The 19,406-nt window shown below is 71.3% G+C and carries 15 protein-coding genes and 1 tRNA gene; 11 read left to right on the forward strand and 5 right to left on the reverse strand.

Annotated features, from left to right (window positions below; all coding sequences use genetic code 11):
• Positions 1–27: 27 nt before the first annotated feature.
• Together OG272_RS20205 and OG272_RS20210 are read left to right on the forward strand one after the other, a co-directional pair.
• Positions 28–528: a DUF485 domain-containing protein gene (locus OG272_RS20205; protein ID WP_328223253.1), complete on the forward strand. Its 501-nt coding sequence runs from the start codon at positions 28–30 to the stop codon at positions 526–528.
• A gap of 107 nt (positions 529–635) precedes the next feature.
• The gene (locus OG272_RS20210; protein WP_405896043.1) at positions 636–2,219 is read left to right on the forward strand and encodes a cation acetate symporter; all 1,584 of its coding nucleotides are present in this window, start codon (positions 636–638) and stop codon (positions 2,217–2,219) included.
• A gap of 90 nt (positions 2,220–2,309) precedes the next feature.
• Here the strand turns inward: OG272_RS20210 and OG272_RS20215 are convergent, their stop codons facing one another.
• The 3 genes from OG272_RS20215 to OG272_RS20225 form a co-directional block, all read right to left on the reverse strand.
• On the reverse strand, positions 2,310–3,185 hold the full coding sequence (locus OG272_RS20215; RefSeq protein ID WP_327729356.1) for a cellulose-binding protein: 876 nt from the start codon (positions 3,183–3,185) through the stop codon (positions 2,310–2,312).
• Between the two features lie 294 nt (positions 3,186–3,479).
• The gene (locus OG272_RS20220) at positions 3,480–6,422 is read right to left on the reverse strand and encodes an SUKH-4 family immunity protein (RefSeq protein ID WP_405894305.1); all 2,943 of its coding nucleotides are present in this window, start codon (positions 6,420–6,422) and stop codon (positions 3,480–3,482) included.
• A 7-nt stretch (positions 6,423–6,429) separates the two neighbouring features.
• The gene (locus tag OG272_RS20225) at positions 6,430–7,440 is read right to left on the reverse strand and encodes an SMI1/KNR4 family protein (protein ID WP_326582258.1); all 1,011 of its coding nucleotides are present in this window, start codon (positions 7,438–7,440) and stop codon (positions 6,430–6,432) included.
• 324 nt (positions 7,441–7,764) lie between these two features.
• On the opposite strand from OG272_RS20225, the gene OG272_RS20230 reads away from it, so the two are divergent.
• Both OG272_RS20230 and OG272_RS20235 read left to right on the forward strand, forming a co-directional pair.
• Positions 7,765–8,265, forward strand: a complete 501-nt coding sequence (locus OG272_RS20230; protein ID WP_326582257.1) for a YwqJ-related putative deaminase — start codon at positions 7,765–7,767, stop codon at positions 8,263–8,265.
• A gap of 219 nt (positions 8,266–8,484) precedes the next feature.
• Positions 8,485–8,976 (forward strand): SUKH-3 domain-containing protein, encoded by a 492-nt coding sequence (locus tag OG272_RS20235; protein ID WP_326582256.1) that lies wholly within the window; start codon positions 8,485–8,487, stop codon positions 8,974–8,976.
• A 249-nt stretch (positions 8,977–9,225) separates the two neighbouring features.
• On the opposite strand, the gene OG272_RS20240 is transcribed toward OG272_RS20235, so the two are convergent.
• The gene (locus OG272_RS20240; protein WP_405894308.1) at positions 9,226–10,569 is read right to left on the reverse strand and encodes a sensor histidine kinase; all 1,344 of its coding nucleotides are present in this window, start codon (positions 10,567–10,569) and stop codon (positions 9,226–9,228) included.
• A gap of 167 nt (positions 10,570–10,736) precedes the next feature.
• Here OG272_RS20240 and OG272_RS20245 point away from each other — a divergent pair, with 167 nt between their 5' ends.
• From OG272_RS20245 to OG272_RS20275, 7 genes are all read left to right on the forward strand, one after another.
• A complete protein-coding gene (locus OG272_RS20245; protein ID WP_405894310.1) occupies positions 10,737–11,597 on the forward strand; it encodes a hypothetical protein in 861 nt (286 codons plus the stop codon).
• A 23-nt stretch (positions 11,598–11,620) separates the two neighbouring features.
• Positions 11,621–11,692 (forward strand) — tRNA-Gln (locus OG272_RS20250).
• A 124-nt stretch (positions 11,693–11,816) separates the two neighbouring features.
• Positions 11,817–13,265, forward strand: coding sequence for a bifunctional UDP-N-acetylglucosamine diphosphorylase/glucosamine-1-phosphate N-acetyltransferase GlmU (glmU, locus tag OG272_RS20255; RefSeq protein WP_328223257.1), 1,449 nt, complete (start codon positions 11,817–11,819; stop codon positions 13,263–13,265).
• A gap of 111 nt (positions 13,266–13,376) precedes the next feature.
• Positions 13,377–14,351, forward strand: a complete 975-nt coding sequence (locus tag OG272_RS20260) for a ribose-phosphate diphosphokinase (RefSeq protein WP_326582252.1) — start codon at positions 13,377–13,379, stop codon at positions 14,349–14,351.
• 177 nt (positions 14,352–14,528) lie between these two features.
• Positions 14,529–15,119: a 50S ribosomal protein L25/general stress protein Ctc gene (locus OG272_RS20265; RefSeq protein ID WP_326582251.1), complete on the forward strand. Its 591-nt coding sequence runs from the start codon at positions 14,529–14,531 to the stop codon at positions 15,117–15,119.
• Positions 15,120–15,193: 74 nt separating this feature from the next.
• Positions 15,194–15,796: an aminoacyl-tRNA hydrolase gene (gene pth, locus OG272_RS20270; protein ID WP_405894311.1), complete on the forward strand. Its 603-nt coding sequence runs from the start codon at positions 15,194–15,196 to the stop codon at positions 15,794–15,796.
• A 77-nt stretch (positions 15,797–15,873) separates the two neighbouring features.
• Complete coding sequence (locus tag OG272_RS20275) at positions 15,874–16,407, forward strand: hypothetical protein (protein ID WP_405894312.1); 534 nt, start codon at positions 15,874–15,876, stop codon at positions 16,405–16,407.
• A 222-nt stretch (positions 16,408–16,629) separates the two neighbouring features.
• Here the strand turns inward: OG272_RS20275 and ppc are convergent, their stop codons facing one another.
• Positions 16,630–19,362, reverse strand: coding sequence for a phosphoenolpyruvate carboxylase (gene ppc / locus OG272_RS20280; RefSeq protein ID WP_326582248.1), 2,733 nt, complete (start codon positions 19,360–19,362; stop codon positions 16,630–16,632).
• Positions 19,363–19,406: the final 44 nt, after the last annotated feature.

Raw genomic sequence — 19,406 nt, forward strand, 5'->3', positions numbered from 1 at the left:
ACCCGAGCCGCGCAAGGAGACAAAGGGATGACCGACCCGTTCTCGTCACCCCCGCACCCACCGCACAGTTCAGCTCGCTCGTACCCACCGCACACCTCGTCCCCCTCGTACGACACCTACCCCTGGATGCCCCAGGACCAGGACCCGGCCCCGGACCCGGCCCGGGATCAGCCCTCTCGCGGCCCCCGCCACTCCGCCCTCGGCCACCACAGCGATCTGCGGGTGCTGCGGAGCGCGTACCGCTGGCAGCGGCGGGTGGCGACACTGACGGCGCTCGGTTACTTCGTGCTGTTCCTCCTGCTGTCGGCGTTCGCCCCGTCGTTCATGACGAGCGAGGTCAGCGGCGGACTGTCCACGGGCCTGCTGCTCGGTCTGCTCCAGGTACCGGTGACGTGCCTGGCCATCTGGCTGTACGAGCACACCGCGCGCCACCGCGTCGACCCGCTGGCCGACCGGATGCGCGACCTGGCGGCGGTGGACGCGAGGCGGGACGCACGGCAGGACGCGGGGCGGAGGGCCACGCGATGACACCCGTCCTCTCCTTCACGGCCTCCGCCCCCTCCTCGCCGTCGCCCACCGCCCCCTCGACGACAGCCGTGGGCGGCCTCGCCGAGTTCAGCGGGTCGGCCCAGGCCATGTCGCTCGTCGGGTTCACGGCGGTCGCCACGATCACCCTGCTGCTGTGCGTGATGACGGGCCCGGACCGGGACGACCTCGACGAGTTCTACACCGGCTACAGCTCGCTCTCCCCCATGCGCAACGGCCTCGCCATCGCGGGCGACTACATCTCGGCGGCGACCGTGCTGGGCACCGGCGGAGTGATCGCCCTCTTCGGCTACGACGGCGTGGTCCTCGCCCTCAGCACGGCCCTGTCCCTGATGCTGCTGATGTTCCTGCTGGCCGAACCCCTGCGCAACGCGGGCCGGTTCACGATGGGCGACGCGCTGGCGCGGCGGATGCCCGGCCGGTCCGTCCGCATCATCGCCTGCGTCGTCACGATCGCCGCGCTGATGCCGATGATGCTCGTCCAACTGGCGGGCACAGGCGACCTGTTGGCGTTCGTCCTCGGTTTCTCCAGCGACAGCCTGAAGACCGGTGTCGTGGTGATCGTCGGCGCGCTGATGATCGGCTACGCGGCGATCGGCGGCATGAAGGGCACCGCCCTCATCCAGATCCTCAAGATCGTGATGCTGCTCGGTTCGGGCGCCCTGGTCGCCGTACTGATCCTGCACAAGTTCGACTGGAACCCCGGCCTGCTGCTCGGCGCGGCGGCCGACAAGAGCGGCATCGGCACCGGCTACCTCCACTCGGGGCTCCAGTTCTCGGGCGGCCCGCACCCCGAACTCGACATGATCAGCGCCCAGTTGACAGTCGTCCTCGGCGGCGCCTGCCTCCCCCACGTCACCATGCGCATGTACACGGCGAACAACGCCCGTCAGGTCCGCCGCTCACTGTCCTGGGCGGTCCCCTCGGTCGCCCTCTTCGTCCTGATCATCTCGGTGATCGGCTTCGGCGCGACGGCCCTGATCGGCCGCGAGGTGATCGCGGCGGCCGACCCGCAGGGCAACACGGCCTATCTGCTGGGCTCGATGGCGGCGTTCGGCACGGACGTGTCCACGGCGGAGACGCTGCTCTTCACCACGGTCACGACGGCGGTCTTCCTGACCCTCCTCGCCTCCGTGGCCGGCATGATCCTCGCCTGCGCCAACTCCCTCGCCCACGACGTCTTCGCGGCCCGCGCCACCCAGCCCCTCACCCCCCGCCGCGAGATGACGATCGCCAGGCTGTCGGCGTGCGCCGTCGGCATCACCGCGATCGTCCTCGCCACGATGGTCCAGCACCGCAACCTCCAGCCCCTGGTCACCCTCTCCTTCTGCCTCGGCGCCTCCGCCCTCGCCCCCGCCCTCGTCTACGGCCTCTTCTGGCGCCGCTACACCCGTACGGGCCTCATGTACACCCTCATCGGCGGCACCCTCTCCGTCCTCGTCCTCATGACCGGCACCAACCTCGTCTCCGGCTCCCCGGGCTCCGCCTTCCCCCGCGCCGACTTCAACTGGTTCCCCTTCACCACAACCGGCCTCGTCTCCATCCCCCTGGGCTTCGCCTTCGGCTGGCTCGGCACGGTCCTCTCCGGCCGCGCCACGGCGGACGAACAGCGCAAGCAGTACGAGGCGGTGGAGGGCTGGATCCTGGCGGGCGCGACGAGAAGGGGGGACTGAGGAGAAGGGGCTGAGGAGAAGAGGGCCGAGGAGAAGAGGGCCGAGGAGAAGGGGGCCGAGGAGAAGGGGGGACCGACCCGGCATCGCGCCCTAGTCGGTCAGCGCCGACAGACTGTCCCGGATGCAGTCCATATGCGCCCGGACGTCGTCCCACCTCTCCCCGTGCTCCCGCAACACCCTCTCGGTCTCCCGAGCCACCCACTCCTCCCGCCGCCGAGCCTCCGTCAACGACTCGGCGGCACGCTCCTCCGCCTCCTCCTGCATCCGCGCCGCGTCGGCCTCCGCGTCCGCGAGCCCCTGCTCGGCCTCGGCGAGGGCGGCCTCCGCACGCGCGACCCGTTCGGCCTGCCCGGCATCGAACGCGGCCTCCCGTTCGGCGACCTCCCGCTCGATGGCGGCCACCCGCTCGCCGTACTCCTTCTCGAGTTCCGCGAGCATCCCCTCGGTCCGCTCCCGCATCTCCCGCAGCGCGGCCAACGCCTCGCCCCGCCCCTCCTTCACCCCGCGCCGGGCCTCTTTGCGCAGATCGTCGGCCTCGGCCTGGGCGGCCAGCAACAGGTGCCGGGCCCGCTCCTCGGCCTCCCCGCGCACCTCGTCGGCGTACGCCTGCGCGGCCCCCCGCAGCAGCAGCCCCGCCTCCTCCGCCTCGGCGACCATCCGCCGGGCGTCGTGGCGCCCGCCCTCGCGGACGGCCGTGGCCTCCTCGACGCCGAGTTCGTACAGTTCCCTGGCGCGCCCGCCGAGCGCCTCGTACGTCTGCGGGGTCAGCCCGGCCACCGTCTCGCGCAGCCGGTCGAGTTCCGTGCCCATCTCCCGGGCCAGCACGGTCAGCCGGGCCGCCCGCTCCCACGCCGCGTCCCGGTCCCGCGAGAGGTCCACCGCGTGGGCGTCGACCTGCTCCGGGCGGTAGCCGCGCCGCACGAGGTCGAACTCGAAGCCATGGGGTGCCGTCGGTGCGCTGCTCATGCTGGGCCCTCTCCGCCGGACGCACACGCAATGATGATTGCGCGCACATCTTGATGTATCGGGCAGAAGTGTTCATAACGCGACACTCCGTAGGAGGTCACGGGAGCGTGGGCGAGCAGAGGGAACGGGCACACGGATCGGGCGTAAGGAGCGGGCGTAGGGAACGGGCACACGGAGCGGACGTACGGAGCGGACGTACGGCGCGGGCACACGGAAGGGCCCGGCCCGGTCGTACGAGACCGGGCCGGGCCCTTGCGACGTGCGTGCGGTGCGGCGGCCGTCAGCCGCGACGGATCACAGCAGTCCGTCCCACATCTGCTCCAGCAGCACCGACCACCAGCTCTCCGGCGAGGCGAGCGCCGCCGGGTCGAGGGCGGCGAGCTGTGCCTGGAAGTCGACGGTCCAGCGGCCCGCCTGCTCCTGGTTGAGGCCGAACCGCAGCCGCCACATCCGGCCGAGAAGGGCGAGGCAGCGCGCGAACTCCGGCAGACCGGTGTTCACGAACTGCGGCGGTACGGGCGCACCGCCCGGCCCCGCCTCCACCGGCACCGCCACGATGTTCGCCGTGCCGTACTGCACACACAGCGCCTTGCCGAAGTCGCTGCCCATCACCAGGTACGAGCCCGCGTCCGCCGCCGGCTGCACACCCCGCTCCTGCGCCAGCTCCGCCAGCGTCGGCACCGGACGGCCAGGCTGGGCCTGCGCCCAGAAGAACGGCCCCATGTCCACCGGCAGCCCGGCCACGACCAGCGTGTGCGCCACGATCGGCGGAACACCCTGCCGCGACACCGCCTGCTGGTCGAACCGGAACACCCCCGGCCCGAACGCCGCCGCCAGCTCCTGCCCGATCGCCTCCGGCGGGATCGGCGGCGCCGGCTGCACCGGCGGCAACGGCGCCCGCACCGGCGCGAGCCGTGCCGGACCGTCCGCGACCTGGTGCAACTCCCCCTGGTGCGCGATGAGCTGGGCCATGCCCTGCTGCCGGCTCGCATGGTCCTTGCCGTACGGGGCGATGGACGTGATGCGCGCGTTCGGCCACTGCTCACGGATCATCCGCGCGCAGTACGCCCCCGGCAGCTCGCACGACTCCAGCTCCGTGTGGAGTTCGAGGACCGCCTCCGGGGGGATGTTCAGCCCGCGCAGCTCGTGGAAGATCTGCCACTCCGGGTGCGGCGTGCCCGGCGCCGAACGCCGGATCACCTGCTGCTCGGATCCGTCCGGCGCCCGGAACCGCAGGACGGCCTGGTAGCCGGGGCCGACGGTCGGCTGCCCGGTGGGCTGCTGCGGATAGCCGTACGCGGGCGGAGCGCCCATCGGCTGCCCCGGCGGCCCGGGAACCGGCCCGGACTGACCCGGATGTCCGGGCATCGACTGTCCGGGCATCCCCTGGTGAGCCCCCGACGGCATCCCGGGCGGCCCGGGCGGCTGCGGGGCCCCGGGCGCACCGGGACCACCGGGCGGCGGCCCGGCCAGCATCGTCTCGGCGTGGTGCACGGGACCGGGAGCGGCCGGCGGCTGACCCGGAGCACCGGGCGCACCGGGCGCGACAGGGCCGCCCACGGCAGGCCCGGCCAGCATCGTCGCCGCATGGTGCACACCACCGGCGGGCGTACCCCCGGGCGGCTGCGGCGCACCGGGAGCACCGGGACCACCCGGCTGCCCAGGAGCCCCAGGAGGTCCCGGCGGCTGCGGCGCGCCCGGACCGCCCACCGCCGGCCCGGCCAGCATCGTCGCCGCGTGGTGCATGCCACCCGGAGGTGTGCTCCCGGGCGGATGCGGCACGCCAGGAGCACCGGGGGCACCAGGAGCACCGGGGGCACCGGGAGCACCGGGCCGACCCGGAGCGCCGAGGCCCTCCGGCCCGTCCGGGCCGAGGGAGGAGACCAGCTGGGTCGGCACGTACCCGCCCGCCGGGGTGCCCGGAGCACCGGGCCCGGACTGCGGCGCGGGCGTGCCACCCGGACGGGCGCCCGGTGTCCCCGGGGCGCCGGGCGGAGCCGGAGGCGGCGGCGCACCGGGCCCACCGCCCCGGCGCGGAGGCGGCGCGGCCTTGCTCGTGGCGGCGTCGGCGATGTCACCGGCGTGGGGCGCCAGCGGCCGGCCCGGCCCAGTGCCCGGACCCTGCGGACCACCGGCCCCCTGCGGATAGCCGTACGACGGCGCACCGGGCGGCGGGGTCCCCGGCCCCTGCGGGCCACCGGGTCCCTGCGGATAGCCGTAGGACTGCGCACCCGGCGGCGGAGTGCCCGGACCCGACGGCGGTTGCTGGTGCGGCTGCGAAGGGGCGCCCGGCATGCCCGCGTCGGGGCCGGGGCCGCCCACGGCCGGCGACACCGCCGTACGCGGAAGCCGGCTGCCGCCGGAGATCAGCGCGGTCTTGGCGTCCGGCAGCGCGCTGGGCGGCGGGGTGTCGTCCGCGTCGCCCACCTCGGACAGCTGCGGCGCGAACACCGTCTCCGGCAGCGGCACCGAACGGTCGTCCTCGGCCTCGGCGTTGGTGTCCGTCCCGGCCCACGGGGTCGCCCCCGCGGGCACCGCGTCCTGCGGCTCGATGTCCCTCGGCGGCACCGCGTCCCGCACCTCGTCGTCCACCGACGCGGCGGCCGGCCACGGCGTGGCGTCGGCCGGCGCGGCGGGCACCCCACGGCCGTCCGACGGCGACGTTCCCCCCGGCCCCGCCAGCGTCTCGGGCATCGAACCGCCGACCCCGGACACGCCGTTGGCGCCCACGGAGCCGGAACCGCCCGTGTCGGCGGCGACCGGCCGGGACCCGGCACCGTCGGACACCCCGGAACCAGAACCAGAACCAGAACCGGCACCGGCACCGGCACCGGCACCGGCACCGGCACCCGAGCGGTGGTCCGGAATCCCCATCCTGTCCGCCGCGTCCTGCAACCACTCAGGCGGAGTCAACAGGAACGACGTCTGGTTCAGGTCCACCCGCGCCGGAGGCGCCGGCGCGGCCGGAGCCCCCTCCGCACGGCCGTACTCCTCCTCGAAGCGGCGGATCACCTCACCCACCGGCAACGACGGCCACAGCGTGGCCTCCCCGCTGTCCCGGGCGATGACCAGCCGCTGCGCGCCACCGTCGGAACGCGGGCCGTCCGTCCGGTCCTCGGCCCACACCACGAACCCCAGCTCGAACTCCCGCACCCGCACCTCACGGTGCTGATAGCCCGGCAGGTCGCCGTTGATCCACTCCTCGGCGCGCTCCTGCGCCTGAGCGAACGTCACCATCGAAAACTCACTCCCCCACCGAAGACGCGGCGGCGCCCGCGGCGACCGGCACAGCCGTCGCGAAGCCACCGTCCACCATCAGGTTGGCCACCGTCTCCAATTCCGGCGGATTGCCCGCCAGCCGGGACAGGAACGCGTCGAAGTCCTCACCGGCGGGGAGCAGCAACCGCTCCACCCGCTCGGCGGGCGACCACGACGGATCGACGTCACGGGCATCGTCGTACGCGCAGAACCAGACCGACCCGATCCGGTCACCCTTCACCTTCACCGCGAGAATCCCGCCCTGCGCGAACGAGACCGCCAGGTAGTCCTTGGTGAGATGGTCCCGCAGACACTTGTTGACGTACACCAGGTCGTTGACCGCGGCCTCGTCCCGCACCGTGAAGAACGGCTGGTCCACCAGCAGCCCCAACTCCGCGTCGAGCGCCGCCCCCACCGGAGCACAACCGCCCGCCGCCTTCAGGAACGACCGGTACGCGCCCGGCAGCCGGTACCCGAGGTCCTCCTCGACCCCCTGCACCTGCGTCTCGGTCACCGCCACCGCCGACGACTTCGGCAGCCCGAAGTGCGCCGGCCGGGTCTCCTGCAACGGCCGCGTGCCCCGCTTGTGCTGGTCCACGCGCGCCGTCGCGATGCCACCGTGATGCCGCAACAGCGCCTTCACCTCGACCGGCACCAACTCCAGCCGCCGGCCACCCGGCGCGTGATGCCACGTCCAGCCGTGCGGCGTCGCCACCGGCGGGATCGTGTCCCACAGCTCGTGCCCCGTCGCCGCCAGCGCCGCGTTCGCGGACACGTAGTCCGTCAACCGCAGCTCGTCCACCCCGAACCCCTCCGGAGGATCGGCGATCTCCGCCGCCGCACGCGCGTACGGCGAGAAGTCCGGAAAGCCGTGCGCGTCAACACGGACACCCCTCGGATGACGCGCGGCCCGGACCGGATCCGGAAACTGCACGACCTGCCCGGCGTAGGCCGCGTTCGGCGGCGCGGCTTGCTGCCCGAGCCGACCTGTCGTCATGGCGGTAGCCCCCTGCGGCGTTCTGTGTGACCTGTTCTGGCTGCGTTGTCGCTGTGTCGCACTGCTCTCCGACAGCAGAGAAGGCACCGTTATGGCCTGCTCTGTCCGCCCTCGATCGCAAGACCGAACGGATCGCGGTTGTCGACAGCCTATGCGGTACGGCGACACCGGTCATCGGGCCTCCGCTTCCGTGACCAGCCGTCACACCACCCTCACGCAACGCCGAAGAACGGGCGTGTCGTACCGTCCCAGCTTCCGCACCGGCCACGCCGTTTGGCACTCTGTGTCCGCCGACGGGGGATGCAATAGGAGGGGACCACGATCATGAGTGCGACGCAGGCGGGACCTTCGGGCGACCCCCGCATCGGCTGGAGCAGCGCGGAACAGCCGCATGTCCCCGCCCTCCTCCACCGCCGCGACGGCATCCTGCCGACCGTGGCCGCCGCCCTCTCCGTGCGCGGCGAGACCCTCACCGGCACCGCCGCCCGCGGCGACCAGGCCCCGCCCCTGCACCCCCTGGTCCAGGAGTTCCTCGACTCCCTCGCCACCGCACAGCGCGACCGCTTCACCGGCCGCTGCGCCGAGGCCATCCTCATCTCCCGCCACATCGCCGGCGCCGACGCCACGCGCAGCAGGCGCGCCGCCCGCAGACCCATGTCCAACGGCGAAGCCCGCAAGGTCCTCAAGCAGGCCAAACTCACCACCCGCCACATCCGCGAGGACGGCGACCCCCTCCACGGCGCCTTCGCCACCCCCTGCCGCTCCTGCACGGCCCTCAGCGCCCACTTCGGCGTCCGCATCGTGGACCCGACACAGGCGAGCTGAACCGAGCCGGGACCCGGGAAACCGCCCGGCCCAGAAACCCGTCTCCCGAAGACCGCGACAGAAAACACGAAACCCGAAACCGTTCCGGGAACGCGGGCCATCCTGATACGCCGAAGTCCCGGCCGAAGTCCCCACCAGCTCCCCACCCGCTCCCCGCCCCCGCCCCCGCCCCCACCACAATTCACCACCGCCGACGAACCCCCGACGAACAAAGGGCAGATGCACACCGACCGCACCTCCACGCGCTTCTCCGTCCCCGTCGACGCCGCCCTGCGCGCCGCCGGATGGCAGCCGGGCCGCTGGGACATAAAGCAGGCCGAGATCTGGGCCGACACCCTGCGCGAGCACGCCTCGCCGGCCGGCCACCGCCACGCCGTCTTCCCGGCCGCGGTCGAGGCCTGGGCCGAATTCGGCGGCCTCCGCCTCACCGCCCAGGGCCCCGGCCGGCAGCTCGCCCCCGCCGACCTCCACCTCGACCCGCTGCACGGCCTCCACATGGCCCGCACCCTCGGCGACCTCGGCCGCGCCCTCGACACCGAGGTCTGCCCCCTCGGCCACGAAACCGCCACCCGCTCCCTCATCGCCATCGACACCGAGGGCCGCGCCTACGCCCTCGACCACACCGGCGACTGGTACCTCGGCCCCAACATCGACACGGCCCTCACCACCCTGCTCGCAGGCATCGAACCAACCCGCCTGACAGCGACCTGAACGGGCCCGACGGCCTCCTGAACGGGCCCGACGGCCTCCTGGAGGAGCCCGGCGCAGTCCTGCCGCAAGGCAGCGCGGGTGGGCGCGGTGGTGCCGCACGGGTGGGCGCAGTGGTGCCGCGCGAGCGCCGCTGAGCGAGGTGCCGCACGGGTGGGCGCAGTGGACGCCGCGCGAGCGCCGGTGAGCGAGACCCACCCCGCGCCCAGCCGAAGCCGCCGGGCACCCGCGCGCACAGGTCCGGCCCCGCCCCTACGCCGCCGGAATCACCGCGGACACCCGAAACCCCCCGGCCTCAGTGGGCCCGGACACGAAAACACCCCCGAGCTCGGCCACCCGCTCCTTCATCCCGAGCAACCCGTTCCCCCCACTCGGCAACCGCGCGGCCCCCGCCGCCCCCGGCTCCGGCGGCGCCCCGTTCTCCACCTGCATCGCGATCTCCGCCACCCGATGCGCCAACCGCACATGCGTCTTCGCCCCCGCCGCATGCTTGTGCACGTTCGTCAACGCCTCCTGCACCACCCGGTACGCCGTCTGCTCCACCTCGGCCGCATACACCCGCACCTCCCCCTCCACCGACAACTCCACGACCATCCCCGCAGCCGCCGACTGCCCCACCAACACCTCCAGCTCAGCCAGACAAGGCCCCTCACCGGCCTCGTCCTCGGCCCGCGAAGCCGCCGCCGCGGCCGCCACCCCCACCGCCGCCAGAGGCACCGGCGCCGGCGCCGGCTCCACCCGCGCCATCGAGGAGAACCCCTCCCCCGACCGCAACACCCCGAGCATCTCCCGCAACTCGGTCAACGCCTGCCGCCCCATGTCCCCCACGAGCGCCGCGTTCCGCACGGCCTTCTCCGGGTCCTTCCGCGCCACGGCCTGCAACGCGGCCGCGTGCACGACCATCAACGACACCCGGTGCGCGACGACGTCATGCATCTCCCGGGCGATCCGGGTCCGCTCCTCCCCCCGAGCCCACTCCGCCCGCTCCTCCGCCCGCTCCGCGAGCAACTGCAGCTCCCGCTCCAGCGAATCCGCCCGCTCCCGCAGACTCTCCATCAAGCGCCGCCGCGCCCCCACATACAGCCCCAGCAGCACGGGCGGCGCGGTCAGCCCGATCGCCATCGTCAACGCCAGGAACGGCGCGAACACGTCCCCGCCACCGACCGCCCCGTCCCCCTGCATATCGCTCTGCGTCGCCTGCACGAACCACACGATGAACACACCGGCGAACGCCATCCCCGACAACGCCCCGATGATCCGCCGCGGCGCCTCCGACGCCGCCAGCGTGTACAGCCCGACCAGCCCCATCAGATACCCCATCTGAGCGGGCGCGACGGCGATGAAGACGAGCACCACGGCGACGGGCCACATCCGCCGCACCAGCAGGACGGAACCCGCGAGCGCCCCGAACGCCACCCCCACGGCCTCCGGCAGCGCTGCGTTCCGGGCGAACTCGACACCCTCCACCGCGCACTCGACCGCCGACACCAACGCCAGCCCACCGTCGAGCAACAACCCCCGCCACCGCTCCCACCACCACGGCCCGGCCCCATCCCCCGTCCCGGCCGCGGTGTGGTCTTCCCCCGTCGTGGTCATAACCCAAGCCTACGTTCGAGCGCCCCCGCTTTTCCGGCGAGTTTCCCGTACTGGCCTACACCACGCGCCACATTCGAACAGAAGCGAAACCGCCCACTATCGCTCGAACTGCTGAATCGCCTGCCGTTCGACCCCGGAACCCACCATTCCACCCGGACGTTATGCCCATGGCACACGCACACGGCAAGTACGCCGACTTCGAGGGCCTGCGCGAGCGGGCGGTCGCCTTGCGGCGAGCCGGCCTCAGCCTCCGGCAGATCAGAGAGGAGCTGGGCGTCCACAACGGCGAAACCCTGCAGCGACTCGTCAAAGGTGAACCACCTCCGGAATGGACGAAGCGCCCCAGGGCGAAGGACGACCTCCGCGAGAAGGCGCGAGAGCTCCGGCGACAGGGCTGGACGTACAACCAGATCCAGGCAGAGCTGGGCTGCTCGAAAAGCTCGGTGTCACTCTGGGTGCGCGACCTGCCGACACCGGAGCCGCGCCGCACACCCGAGGAGCAGCAGGCACGGATGAACGCCGGGCTCACACGGCTGCGCGCGGAACAGGACCGCGCGCGCCAGACCGTCAAGCAGGCTGCGGCAGCAGCGATCGGCGAGCTCTCGGATCGTGAACTGTTCCTCGTGGGCGTCGGCCTGTACTGGGCGGAAGGCTCCAAGGACAAGCCCTACCGCCGCACCGAGGTCCTGCAATTCATCAACAGCGATCCGAACATGATCAGGCTTTTCCTGAGCTGGCTGACGCTCCTCGGGGTAACACGAGACCGCTTGACCCTCCGAGTCAGCATTCATGAGTCCGCAGACGTAGAGGCCGCCGAGAGGTATTGGGCCGATGTCGTCGGCGTCGACGTGTCCGCGTTCAGCAGGGCCACGCTCAAGAGGCACAACCCGCGCACGATCCGGAAGAACACGGGCGAGACCTACCACGGCTGCCTCGTCATCTACGTCCGGCAGAGCGCCGATCTATACCGTCGCATGGAAGGCGCCTGGTACGGCATAGTAGGAGGCGCCACTCGACGGCCTGACTAGATGTCCGGTTTGGTCGAATTCAATCCCCCGTGGTGTAATTGGCAGCACTGTGGCTTTTGGTGCCATCTGTCCGGGTTCGAGTCCTGGCGGGGGAGCTTTACCAAGTTCGGGTCCTCACCCACGTAGCAGGGTCAGGACCCGCTCACATTTCCCCCTCACAACGCCCCGGTATCCTGCGGATGTCCACACCTCACCCATCCACAGCCGAAGGGCATCCCCGTGAGCGCAACCCGCCCGGCAGCCGTCGTCGTACTCGCAGCGGGTGAGGGCACCCGTATGAAGTCGGCCACACCGAAGGTTCTGCACAGCATTTGTGGCCGTTCGCTGGTCGGCCATGTACTCGCCGCCGCGCGCGCGTTGGACCCGGAGAACCTGGTCGTCGTGGTGGGACACGCCCGCGAGAAGGTCACCGCGCACCTCGCCGAGGTCGACCCCGGCGTACGTACGGCGGTCCAGGCGGAGCAGAACGGCACCGGGCACGCGGTGCGGATGGGGCTGGAGGAGCTGGGGGGAGTCGTCGACGGGACCGTCGTCGTCGTCTGCGGTGACACCCCGCTGCTCACCGGGGCCACGCTCCGGCAGCTCGCCGCCACGCACTCCGCCGACGGCAACGCCGTGACCGTGCTGACCGCCGAGGTGCCGGACGCCACCGGGTACGGCCGGATCGTCCGTGACGGCGCCTCCGGGGCCGTGACGGCCATCGTGGAGCACAAGGACGCGACCGAGTCGCAGCGCGCGATCCGTGAGATCAACTCCGGGGTGTTCGCGTTCGACGGCCAGCTGCTCGCCGACGCGCTCGGGAAGGTCAGGACCGACAACAGCCAGGGCGAGGAGTACCTCACCGACGTCCTCGGGATCCTGCGCGAGGCCGGGCACCGGGTCGGGGCCTCCGTAGCCGGTGATCATCGTGAGATCGCCGGTATCAACAACCGTGTGCAGCTCTCCGAGGCCCGCCGGATCCTCAACGACCGGTTGCTCACGGAGGCCATGCTCGCCGGTGTGACCGTCGTCGACCCCGCCACCACCTGGGTCGACGTCACCGTCACGTTCGAGCAGGACTCCCTGGTCCACCCGGGCACCCAGCTCCTCGGCGCCACGCATCTCGCGGAGGGCGCGGAGGTCGGGCCGAACTCCCGGCTGAAGGACACCAGGGTCGGGGCCGGCGCCCGTGTCGACCACACCGTCGCGGACGGCGCCGAGGTCGGGCCGCAGGCGACCGTGGGGCCGTACGCGTATCTCCGTCCCGGTACCCGGCTCGGGCTCAAGTCCAAGATCGGCACGTACGTCGAGACGAAGAACGCGAGTATCGGCGAGGGGACGAAGGTCCCGCATCTGTCCTACGTCGGTGACGCCACCATCGGTGACCACACGAACATCGGCGCGGCGAGTGTGTTCGTGAACTACGACGGCGAGCACAAGCACCACACGACCGTCGGCTCACACTGCAAGACGGGTTCGGACAACATGTTTGTGGCGCCTGTCACGGTCGGGGACGGTGCTTACACCGCCGCCGGGTCCGTGATCACGAAGGATGTGCCGCCCGGTTCGCTGGCCGTGGCCCGTGGCCAGCAACGGAATATCGAGGGTTGGGTGGCTCGTAAGCGTCCGGGGAGCGCGGCGGCGAAGGCCGCCGAGACGGCTTCCCGGGAGGCCGAAAGCGAAGGCTGACCGGAAACAGGTGCGCCAAGGACGTCGTACCGTGATAGGTGCACACCCGCACCCCAGCTGAGCCTGCGGCTTCCGCGTGCCCGGCTGAGAAACCTCTGAGGAGACAGTGCTGTGACCGGGATCAAGACGACCGGCGAGAAGAAGTTGATGTTCTTCTCCGGCCGCGCCCACCCCGAGCTTGCCGAGGCGGTCGCCCAGCAGTTGGGTGTCGGGGTGGTCCCGACCAAGGCCTTCGACTTCGCCAACGGTGAGATCTACGTCCGCTACGAGGAGTCGGCGCGAGGTGCGGACTGCTTCCTGATCCAGAGCCACACGGCTCCGATCAACAAGTGGGTCATGGAGCAGTTGATCATGATCGACGCGTTGAAGCGTGCGTCGGCTCGTTCGATCACCGTGATCGTGCCGTTCTACGGTTACGCGCGGCAGGACAAGAAGCACCGTGGGCGTGAACCGATCTCGGCGCGTCTGGTGGCGGATCTGATGAAGACCGCGGGCGCGGACCGGATTCTGGCCGTGGATCTGCACACGGACCAGATCCAGGGCTTCTTCGACGGTCCGGTGGATCATCTGTTCGCGTTGCCGCTGCTGGCGGACTACGTGGGCGCGAAGGTGGACCGGAACAAGCTCACGGTGGTCTCGCCGGACGCGGGCCGGGTGCGGGTGGCGGACCGTTGGTGCGACCGTCTGGGCGCGCCGCTGGCGATCGTGCACAAGCGGCGTGACAAGGACGTGGCGAACCAGGTGACCGTCCACGAGGTCGTGGGTGAGGTCGAGGGCCGGGTGTGTGTCCTGGTGGACGACATGATCGACACCGGTGGGACCATCTGTGCCGCGGCCGACGCCCTGTTCGCCCATGGTGCGGAGGACGTCATCGTGACGGCGACGCACGGTGTGTTGTCGGGTCCGGCCGCGGACCGTCTGAAGAACTCGAAGGTCAGTGAGTTCATCTTCACGGATTCCCTGCCGACGCCGGGTGAGCTGGAGGTGGACAAGATCACGGTGCTGTCGATCGCGCCCACGATCGCGAACGCGGTGCGTGAGGTGTTCGAGGACGGTTCGGTGACGAGCCTCTTCGACGAGCAGTGACGGTTCTCGTCTAGATCGATTTCGTGTACGGCCTTCCCGCTGCGTAAACTGTGCCAGTTGCTCGGCGAGGGAGGCCGTACACGTGTGTGTACGGCGGTCCGTTATCGACGCGCTCTTCGTAGCAGGCCGATTGTTTGGCCGGGTGACCACCTTTCCCCAGTACTACGAGGAGTGAACATGGCCGAGGTCAAGCTCGCAGCCGAGACCCGTACCGAGTTCGGCAAGGGTGCCGCCCGCCGTATTCGTCGTGCCAGCAAGGTTCCCGCGGTGGTCTACGGCCACGGTTCCGACCCGCTGCACATCACGCTGCCGGGTCACGCGCTGCAGCTCGCGCTGCGTACCCCGAACGTCCTGATCAGCCTGGACATCGAGGGCAAGACCCAGCTGGCGATCCCGAAGGCCGTGCAGCGTGACGCGATCAAGGGCTTCCTGGACCACGTCGACCTGCTTCTGGTGAAGCGTGGCGAGAAGGTCAACGTCGAGGTCTACGTCCACACCGAGGGTGACCTGGCTCCGGGTGCCTACCTGCTGGAGCACGTGCTGAGCACGCTGACGGTCGAGACCGAGGCCACGCACATCCCCGAGTCGGTCACCGTCTCCATCGAGGGCCTGGAGGCCGGCGCCGCCATCCTCGCCAAGGACATCCCGCTGCCCGAGGGCACCACGCTGGCGATCGACGAGGACGCCGTCGTCCTCCAGGTCCTGTCCGCCCAGGCGGAGGAGCCGTCGGACGAGTCCGCCGAGGGTGACGAGGCCGCCGAGGCCTGAGCCTCGGCTCTGTCATCGGTTCGTCAGCCGCCGCTTCCCTCACGGAAGCGGCGGCTGGCGCGTATCAAGGAGACATGCACGTGACGACCGATCCGAGCGCTCCGTGGCTCATCGTCGGCCTCGGTAATCCCGGGCCCGAGTATGCGGCGAACCGGCACAACGTGGGGTTCATGGTGGCCGATCTGCTGGCCGAGCGGATCGGGGGGAGGTTCAAGCGGGCCGGTAAGGCGCAGGCGCAGGTCGTGGAGGGGCGGATCGGGCCTCCGGGGCCGGGGAACCGTCGGGTGATCCTCGCCAAGCCGATGTCGTACATGAATGTCTCGGGCGGGCCGGTGACGGCGCTGCGGGACTTCTACAAGGTGCCGGTGGCGAACATCGTCGCGATCCATGACGAGCTGGACATCGACTACGGCACGCTGCGGCTGAAGCTCGGTGGGGGTGACAACGGTCACAACGGGCTGAAGTCGATGACGAAGGTGATGGGGCCGGACTATCACCGTGTGCGGTTCGGGATCGGTCGTCCGCCGGGCCGTATGCAGGTCGCGGACTTCGTGTTGAAGGACTTCTCCGCCGCGGAGCGCAAGGAGTTGGGCTACTTCGTGGACCGGGCGGCGGACGCGGTGGAGTGTCTGGTGATCGAGGGGCTGGAGCGGGCGCAGGGGACGTACAACTCCTGAGCTGATCCGGATAAGTCCTGATGTGCTCGTTCCCGGCGCTGGCCTGCGGGAGTTGACCGACCGCCGTGCCATGGCCAATGATCCCCGCCATGCCTGCCACCAAAGCCCCCGCTCACCGTTCGCGGCGTCGTCCGCGCCCGGCCGGCGGTGGTGCGTCGGCCGCGCTGCGGTACGGGCGGCTGGCGGCGATGGGTGTGATCGCGGTGGTGATCCTGATCGCCGGGGTGTGGGATTCCTGGGGCTGCGCCCAGCACGTGATGCTGAGCAAGGGGCGCGAGCAGGGGACGATGACGGTGTCCCGGTGCGACGGCGAGACCTGCTGGGGGCCGTACGAGCCGGTGTCGACGGGGTCGCGGGCCCGGGAGCGGGTCGACATCGAGCGGTCGGTGGCGGTGGAGACGGGTGAGACGTACACCGTCGTCGTGAAGCCGGGCAGCAGTGATGTCGTACGGACGGGGCCGGCGGGTCTGCTGCACGCGTGGGTGCCCCTCGGCGGCGCCCTGCTGCTCGCGTCGGTGGTCGTGGCCGGTGGTCTGCGGATGGTGCGGTCGGCGTGGGTGCTGGGCGGGCTGGGCATGGCGCTGATCACGGCGGCGTGGGTGGCGCTCTGAGGCGGGTTCGCGGCTGACGGTCCGGTGGGGGCTTCTCGCGCAGTTCCCCGCGCCCCTGAAAGCCCAGGCCCCTGCGGGCCTGGGCTGACGACGGCCGGGTCAGGGCCTCGCCGAGGTTCTGCGGGCGGTCTGAGGAGCAGGGGGCGCAGCCCCTGCTTTTCAGGGGCGCGGGGAACTGCGCGAGAAGCCCCACCGGGCCGTCAGCCGAAAGCGAACCCGAGATCAGCCCGTGTTGCGCAGCCCCGCCGCCACCCCGTTGACCGTGAGCAGCAACGCCCGCGCCAGCAGCGGATCCGCCTCCTCCCCCGCGGTGGCAGCGTCCCGCTGGCGCTTGAGGAGGGCGACCTGGAGGTAGGAGATCGGGTCGAGGTAGGCGTCGCGGATGGAGAAGGTCTGCTGGAGGACGGGGGTGGCGTCGAGCAGCTTGTCCTCGCCGGTGATGCGCAGGACCTCGCGGACGGTCAGCTCGTGTTCGGCCCGGATGGTGGCGAAGACGTGCTTGAGCTCGTCGGGGACGAGGGTGTCGACGTAGTGCTGGGCGATCCGCAGGTCCGTCTTGGCCAGCGTCATCTCGACGTTGGAGAGGAAGTTGCGGAAGAAGTGCCACTGCTCGTGCATCTCGTCGAGCACGGTGTCCAGGCCCGCGTCGCGCAGTGCCTTCAGGCCGGAGCCGACGCCGAACCAGCCGGGCACGATCTGCCGTGACTGGGTCCAGCCGAAGACCCACGGGATGGCGCGCAGGCCGTCGAGTCCGGCGCCGGAGTCGGGGCGGCGCGAGGGCCGGGATCCGAGGTGCAGGTCGGCGAGCTGGTCCACGGGTGTGGAGGCGAAGAAGTACGCGGGGAGGTCGGGGTCGTCGACCAGGCGGCGGTAGGCGGCCTCGGCGGCCTCGGACACCCGGTCCATGGCCGCGTCCCAGCGGGCCAGTGCGTCCTCCGACTGGCGGGGGGCGGTGTGCAGGGCGGAGGCCTGGAGGGTGGCGGCGACCGTCAGTTCCAGGTTCTCCCTGGCCAGGGAGGGGACGAGGTACTTGTCGGAGATGACCTCGCCCTGTTCGGTGACCTTGATCTCGCCCTCCAGGGTGCCCCAGGGCTGCGCGAGGATGGCGTCGTGGGAGGGGCCGCCGCCGCGGCCGACGGTGCCGCCGCGGCCGTGGAAGAGCCGGAGCCGGACGCCGTAGCGGTGGGCGACGTCGCGCAGGCGGCGCTGGGCGCGGTGGATCTCCCACTGTGAGGTGGTGATGCCGCCGAACTTGGAGGAGTCGGAGTAGCCGAGCATGACCTCCTGGACGTCGCCGCGCAGGGCGACGAGCCGCCGGTAGGAGGGGTCGGCGAGCATTTCCTCCAGGATGGTGTCGGCGGCCTTGAGCTCGTCGGTGGTCTCCAGCAGCGGGACGATGCCGATCTTGGCCCAGCCGGCGTGCAGGTCGATGAGGCCGGCCTCGCGGGCGAGGACGGTGGCGGCGAAGACGTCGTCGGCGCCCTGGCACATCGAGATGATGTAGGACTCGATGACCTCGGGGCCGAAGACGGCCAGCGCCTTCTTCACGGTCTCGAAGACGCCGAGGGTCTTGGCGGCGGCGGCGTCGAGTGGGGCGGGCGTCGGGGCCAGCGGGCGCCGGGAGCGCAGCTCGCGGGCGAGGAGCTTGTGGCGGTACTCGCGGGGCATGTCCTCGTAGCGCCAGGATTCCTCGCCGAGGCGGTCGAAGAGCTGGCCGAGGGCGTGGTGGTGAGCGTCGGCGTGTTCGCGGACGTCCATGGTGGCGAGCTGGAGGCCGAAGGCGGACAGCGTGCGGATGGTGCGGTCCATCCGGCCGTCGGCGAAGAGGCCGCCGCGGTGCTCGCGCAGCGAGCGCTGGATGAGGGTGAGGTCGCGGAGGAGTTCGGCGGTGCCGAGGTAGTCGCGGCCGTCCTCGTGCGGGATGCCCTTGGCCAGGCGCTGCTTGGTGTTCTCCAGCTTCTGCCGGATGCAGGTGGCCTTGAGGCGGTAGGGCTCCTCGGCGTTGAGGCGCTTGTAGCGGGGGCTGATCTCGGGCAGTGCCTCCAGGTCGGCCTGGAGTGACGTCAGCAGCTCTTCCGTGGCTCCCGTGTAGCGGATGGAGTTGGAGAGGAAGCCGCGCAGTTCGTCGATGAGTTCGAGGGCGTCGTTGATGCCGTGTTCGTGCTGGAGGATGAGGACGTCCCAGGTCACCTGGGGGGTGACGTTGGGGTTGCCGTCGCGGTCGCCGCCGATCCAGGTGCCGAAGGTGAGGGGGCGGGTGGCGTCGGGGAGCGTCACGCCGACGCGCTCCAGTTCGGCCGTGAGGTCCTCCAGGACGTCGCCGACGGCGCCGGCGTGCAGTTCGTCGAGGTAGTAGATGGCGTTGCGGGCCTCGTCGGCGGGCTCGGGGCGGACGACGCGGAGTTCGTCGGTCTGCCAGACGAGGTCGATGTTCTCGGCCAGTCGGGTGTCGTAGCGGCGGCGGTCGGACTCGATGACGGGGGTTTCCAGGAGCGCGGCGATGCGCCGGAGCTTGTTGAGTACCGACCGGCGTGCGGCCTCGGTGGGGTGGGCGGTGAAGACGGGGCGGACGTTGAGGTTCCGGACCGTCTCGCGCAGGTGTTCGGGGTCGGCGTCCTTGAGGCGATCGGCCGTACGGGCGAGAAGACCGCCCTCGGCGGCACGGCGTGCCCTGAGTTCCCTGCCTCGGTGCACCTGTTCGGTGACGTTGGCCAGGTGGAAGTAGGTGGAGAAGGCGCGGACGAGCTTGGCGGCGGTCTCCAGTTCGGTGCCGCGCAGCAGGTCGGCGGCGGCTTCGCCGTCCTCGCGGGTCAGGCGGCGGACGCGCTCGACCAGTTCCAGGAGTTCGGGGCCCTCCTGTCGTACGAGGGTCTCGCCCAGTAGATCGCCCAGGCGCCGGATGTCGGCGCGCAGCTCGCTGCTGACCGTCGTGGTCTGGTCGTCGGCACTGCTCACAGGTGCGGCTCCTTGCAGTGTTGAAGCTCGTCTGGAGGGGAACC

Source organism: Streptomyces sp. NBC_00104 (genome assembly GCF_045160825.1).
GTDB lineage: Bacteria > Actinomycetota > Actinomycetes > Streptomycetales > Streptomycetaceae > Streptomyces.

Excerpts from the sequence above, each read along its gene's own strand:
- OG272_RS20235 (WP_326582256.1), top strand. The coding sequence starts at position 8,485 with ATGCACACCGACCGCACCTCCACGCGCTTCTCCGTCCCCGTCGACGCC.
- OG272_RS20240 (WP_405894308.1), bottom strand. The coding sequence starts at position 10,569 with ATGACCACGACGGGGGAAGACCACACCGCGGCCGGGACGGGGGATGGG.
- OG272_RS20210 (WP_405896043.1), top strand. The coding sequence starts at position 636 with ATGTCGCTCGTCGGGTTCACGGCGGTCGCCACGATCACCCTGCTGCTG.
- OG272_RS20245 (WP_405894310.1), top strand. The coding sequence starts at position 10,737 with ATGGCACACGCACACGGCAAGTACGCCGACTTCGAGGGCCTGCGCGAG.
- pth (WP_405894311.1), top strand. The coding sequence starts at position 15,194 with ATGCACGTGACGACCGATCCGAGCGCTCCGTGGCTCATCGTCGGCCTC.
- OG272_RS20225 (WP_326582258.1), bottom strand. The coding sequence starts at position 7,440 with ATGACGACAGGTCGGCTCGGGCAGCAAGCCGCGCCGCCGAACGCGGCC.
- OG272_RS20205 (WP_328223253.1), top strand. The coding sequence starts at position 28 with ATGACCGACCCGTTCTCGTCACCCCCGCACCCACCGCACAGTTCAGCT.
- OG272_RS20265 (WP_326582251.1), top strand. The coding sequence starts at position 14,529 with ATGGCCGAGGTCAAGCTCGCAGCCGAGACCCGTACCGAGTTCGGCAAG.
- OG272_RS20220 (WP_405894305.1), bottom strand. The coding sequence starts at position 6,422 with ATGGTGACGTTCGCTCAGGCGCAGGAGCGCGCCGAGGAGTGGATCAAC.
- OG272_RS20230 (WP_326582257.1), top strand. The coding sequence starts at position 7,765 with ATGAGTGCGACGCAGGCGGGACCTTCGGGCGACCCCCGCATCGGCTGG.
- OG272_RS20215 (WP_327729356.1), bottom strand. The coding sequence starts at position 3,185 with ATGAGCAGCGCACCGACGGCACCCCATGGCTTCGAGTTCGACCTCGTG.
- OG272_RS20275 (WP_405894312.1), top strand. The coding sequence starts at position 15,874 with ATGATCCCCGCCATGCCTGCCACCAAAGCCCCCGCTCACCGTTCGCGG.